The sequence below is a fragment of the Dietzia sp. Cai40 genome (genome assembly GCF_014145165.1).
Taxonomy (GTDB): domain Bacteria; phylum Actinomycetota; class Actinomycetes; order Mycobacteriales; family Mycobacteriaceae; genus Dietzia; species Dietzia natronolimnaea.
This window is the reverse complement of the sequence record NZ_JAALEB010000212.1, coordinates 1-4335: the sequence shown is the minus strand read 5'-3', so window position 1 is coordinate 4335 and position 4335 is coordinate 1. Positions and strand designations below refer to the sequence as shown.

At 71.2% G+C, this 4335-nt stretch carries 3 protein-coding genes and 1 pseudogene; all 4 read right to left on the bottom strand.

Going from position 1 to position 4335, the window contains the following annotated elements:
* Positions 1-171, bottom strand: a 171-nt coding sequence (locus G6022_RS08935; protein ID WP_182691405.1) for a MaoC family dehydratase N-terminal domain-containing protein, incomplete at its 3' end; no start/stop codon positions are given.
* A 45-nt stretch (positions 172-216) separates the two neighbouring features.
* Positions 217-1434 (bottom strand): acyl-CoA dehydrogenase family protein, encoded by a 1218-nt coding sequence (locus tag G6022_RS17155; protein WP_347237821.1) that lies wholly within the window; start codon positions 1432-1434, stop codon positions 217-219.
* A gap of 39 nt (positions 1435-1473) precedes the next feature.
* Positions 1474-2526, bottom strand: a pseudogene (locus G6022_RS17150) (acyl-CoA dehydrogenase family protein); the annotation flags it as partial.
* An 89-nt stretch (positions 2527-2615) separates the two neighbouring features.
* Positions 2616-4335: acyl-CoA dehydrogenase family protein (locus tag G6022_RS08925; RefSeq protein ID WP_182691401.1), on the bottom strand; the 1720-nt coding region annotated here is incomplete at its 5' end.

Below are 4335 nucleotides of genomic sequence, written 5' to 3'. Positions count from 1 at the left end.
GCGGGCCGCGGCCTCGTCGGTGTAGATCGGGTTGGCGTCCCCGATCGCCTCGGTCCAGTTGCGGATCATCGGCGTGTTGATGGGATCGCGGCCCGCGCGGCGCGCGCTGCCGCCGGAGGCGCGGACCTCCTCGGCGGCGGCCAGGATGCGGGCGGCCTGCTCGTCACTCATGAGTGCCTTCTCGTTCGGTCGTGGGCGTGCTGACAGGGGGTCGGGTCAGCGGGCGGTGCGGGGCATGCCGAGGCCGCCCATGCAGGTCAGTTCGCGCATGACCTCGTTGACCCCGCCCCCGAAGGTGATCACGACGTTGCGCTTGTTCATCATGTCGAACCACCGCTGGAGTCTGGCGGTGTCGGGATCGGTGGGGTCGCCGAAGCGACCGAGCAGCTCCTCGATGATCCGGCCGACGTGCTGGATCTTCTCGGTGGAGAACACCTTGGACGCCGCCGAGTCACCCATCGACGGGTTCTCCCCGGCCGAGGAGACCTGCCAGTTGAGCAGTTCGTTGAGCCGGACGAACGCGAAGATCTCGGCGAGCCCGCGCCGCACCTCGGGCCGGTCCAGGTGACGGACACCGTCGGCACCGGTGCCCCGGGCCCAGCCGACCAGCTCGTCGTAGTACCCGCCCGGTCGACCGGACGGGGCCAGCATCACGCGCTCGTGGTTGAGCTGGGTGGTGAGCATTTTCCACCCGCCGTCGACCTCGCCCACCACCATGTCCGCCGGGACGCGCACGTCCGAGTAGTAGGTGGCGTTGACGTGGTGGGCGCCGTCGCAGGTGATGATCGGGGTGAACGAGAACCCCGGGTCGGAGGTGTCGACGATGAAGATGGTCAGACCGCGGTGCCGCGAGTCCGGGGTGCCGGTCCGCGCGGCCAGCCAGATGTAGTCGGCGTGGTGGCCGCCGGTGGTCCACATCTTCTGCCCGTTGATGATCCAGTCACCGGTGGCCTCGTCCCGCCTGGCGGTGGTCCGCAGCGCGGCGAGGTCGGTGCCCGCGTCGGGCTCGGAGTAGCCGATCGCGAAGTGGATCGAGCCGTCGAGGATCCCGGGCAGGAACCTCTCCTTCTGCAGCTCGGTGCCGTACTTCTGCAGGGTCGGCCCCACGGTCTGCAGTGTGACCGAGGGCAGCGGGACGTCGGCGCGGGTGGCCTCGTTGGTGAAGATCAGCTGTTCGATGTGGCCGAATCCCTTGCCGCCGAACTCGGTGGGCCACCCCACGCCCAGCCACCCGTCCCGGCCCATGCGGGTGATGATCTCCGCGTAGGTGTCGCCGTGGCGGGTGGTGGCGATGTCCGCCGCCTCCTCGGGCGAGATGAGCGTGGAGAAGTACTCGCGGAGCTCGGCCTGCAGCGCCCGCTGCTCCCCGGTGAGGTCGATGAAGGTGCCCTCCGGCGCCGTACCGGCGTCGGCGTCGGTCGAGGCGGGGGCCACGTGCTCGACGGGGTCGGACGCCACCGCCGACGCGAGGTCGTCCAGGTGCAGCTGCCCTCCGCCGACGAAGCGGGCCAGATCCTTGACGGCCGAGGAGTACCGGAACATGGGGTAGGTGATGTCCACCCCGACGCCGCCGTGCAGGTGGTGCAGGATCTGCACCGCACGTGGTCCCTCGGTGGCCAGCCAGTAGGCACCGATCGTCGGGTCGGTGGCGTACCGGTCGGCCGGGCCGGTGAGCCCCTCCGAGACCCGCCAGGTCACCGACTGGGAGATCACGTGCAGCGTGCGCGAGATGATGTAGACGTCGGCCAGCTCCTGCTGGACCGCCTGGAACGAGCCGAGCGGCTTACCGAACTGCACACGCTGCTTGAGGTAGTCGGCGGTCATGTCCAACGCGCCGGAGACCAGGCCGTCACCGTGGGCGATGCACGCCGACAGGACGAGCCGTCGGAACTCGTCGAGGACCGCTCCGTCCCCCGGGCCACGGAGCACGTCGTCGTCGTCGACCGGCGTCGCGTCGAACCGCATCGCGTACTCCGGCACGCCGAGCGACCCGAGGGTCGGGGTAAGGGTGACCCCGGGGGCGTCGGGGGCGACGACGACGAGGACGGGGGCTCCCCCGGCCGTGGACACCGGCACCAGGACGGACCGGGCCTGGGCCGCGTAGCGGACCGCGGTGACGGTGCCGGTCATCGTCCCGCCGTCGAGGCGCACGGTGGGCTCGAGCGGAAGCGGGCTCCCGGGTTCGGTGAGGGCGGCGGTGAGGATGCGACCGTCCTCGATCCCCTCGAGGAGCGCCTTCTGCTGGTCCGCGGTACCGAGGGCGACGATCGGCAGGACGCCGAAGCCGAGGGTCTCCAGAGCGGGGATCACCACCCCGGACCGGCCGACCTCCTCGAGGACCACGGCGATGTCGGCCACCGAGAGGTCGTCGCCGCCGAGCGCCGCGGGCAGGCCCAGCGAGAGCAGGCCCGATCCGGCGAACGCCGACCACAGTCGCTCGTCGTATCCGGCGTCGGCGACACCGCGACTGGGCAGGGCGGTGAGCAGCTCATCGGCCGGGGCGGCCGTGGTGAGCGCCCCGGCCACGGCCTCGGCGACGGCGACCTGGGTCTCGGTACGGGTGAAGTCCACGTCAGATCAGTCCTTAGTCGGGAGAGGGTCGGGCACGGGTTCGATCAGTCCCTGGGCAGGCCGAGGATGCGTTCCCCGACCACGTTGAGCAGCACCTGCTCCGTGCCGCCGGCGATGGACAGGCAGCGCACCATGAGGAACTTGCGCCCCTGCTCGGTGAACTCGACCCCGCCGGTGCCGGTGAGCTCGAGTCCGAACTCGGCGATGTCCTGACGGTGGCGCACGCCCACGATCTTGCGGACGGACGACTCGGCGCCCGGGCCGGAGCCGGAGAGGGTCCGCAGGGCGGTGCGCAGGTCGAGCAGACTCCCCACCACGCCGTCGGCCACGTGCTTACCGAGCTCGTCCAGCACCAGGGCGTCGTCCTCCGCCCCCGCCGCGCGGATGAGGCCGACGATCTCCTCGGCGGCGTCGCCGAGGGAGGAACCGCCGCCCATGGCCACCCGCTCGTTGGCCAGGGTCGTGCGGGCGATCTTCCAGCCGTCGTTCACCTGGCCCACCTGGAACTCGTCGGGGACGAACAGGTCCTCGAGGTAGACCTCGTTGAACAGTGCCTCGCCGGTGATCTCGCGCAGCGGCCTGGTCCGGATGCCCTCGGACTTCATGTCCACGAGGAAGTAGGTGATGCCCTTGTGCTTGGGGGCGTCGGGATCGGTGCGGGCCAGGCACATCGCCCAGTCGGCCTCGCGCGCCAGGGACGTCCACACCTTCTGCCCGTTGATCCTCCACCCGCCGTCGACCTTCTCGGCGGTCGCGCGCAGCGCGGCGAGATCGGAACCGGCGCCGGGCTCGGAGAAGAGCTGGCACCACTTGATCTCGCCGGCCATGGTGCCGCGCACCAGCAGGTCGGCGTGCTCGGGCGCGGCCTGGAGGATCGTCGGGACGGCCCAGCCGCCGATGGTGATCTCGTGCCGGGTCACGCCCGCCGACTCGAGTTCCTCGTCGATGAGGAGCTGCTCGGCGGGCGAGGCCCCCAGTCCCCACGGCTCGGGCAGATGCGGCATGAACAGGCCCGTGTCGGCCAGGGCCCGCTTGCGCTCGTCACCGGACACCGCGGCGACCTTCGCCACGAGGGTCCTGATCTCCTCACGCCTGGCGTCCAGACCCTCGACCTCCGTCAGGTCGATCTCGAGGTGTCGGCGCGTGCCCGCCAGGGTGAGCTCGGCCAGCGAGCGCCGCCAGCGGGCCGAACCACCGATCGCCTGGCGCAGTGCGCCCGCCCGCCGCATGTAGAAGTGGGCGTCGTGCTCGAAGGTGAAGCCGATGCCGCCGAGGATCTGGATGCAGTCCTGGGAATTGCGCACGGCGTTGTCGAACGCCAGGGCCCCGGCCACCGCCGCCGCGACGGGCAGCTCCGAGTCCTCGGCGAGCAGGTCCTCGGCGGCCGACGCGGCGTCCCACGCCAGGGCGCGGATCTGCTCGGTGCGGCAGAGCATGTCGGCCGCCAGGTGCTTGATGGACTGGAACGACCCGATGGTCCGGCCGAACTGTTCGCGGATCTTGGCGTACTCGACAGCGGTGGTGAGCGTGTAGTCGGCGACCCCGGCGGCCTCCGCGGCGGCGAGGGTCACGAAGAGCTGGTGGACGAGGTCCGTGGTGATGCCGTCGAGGATCCGGTCGGCCGGGATCCGCACGTCCTGCAGGGATACGTGACCGATGGAGGCCGACAGGTCGTAGGGGGTCGCGGGGGTCACGGAGAGCCCCTCGGTGTCCCCGTCGAGCAGGGCCCACCGGGTCCGCCCGTCCACCTCGACCGGCAGGAGG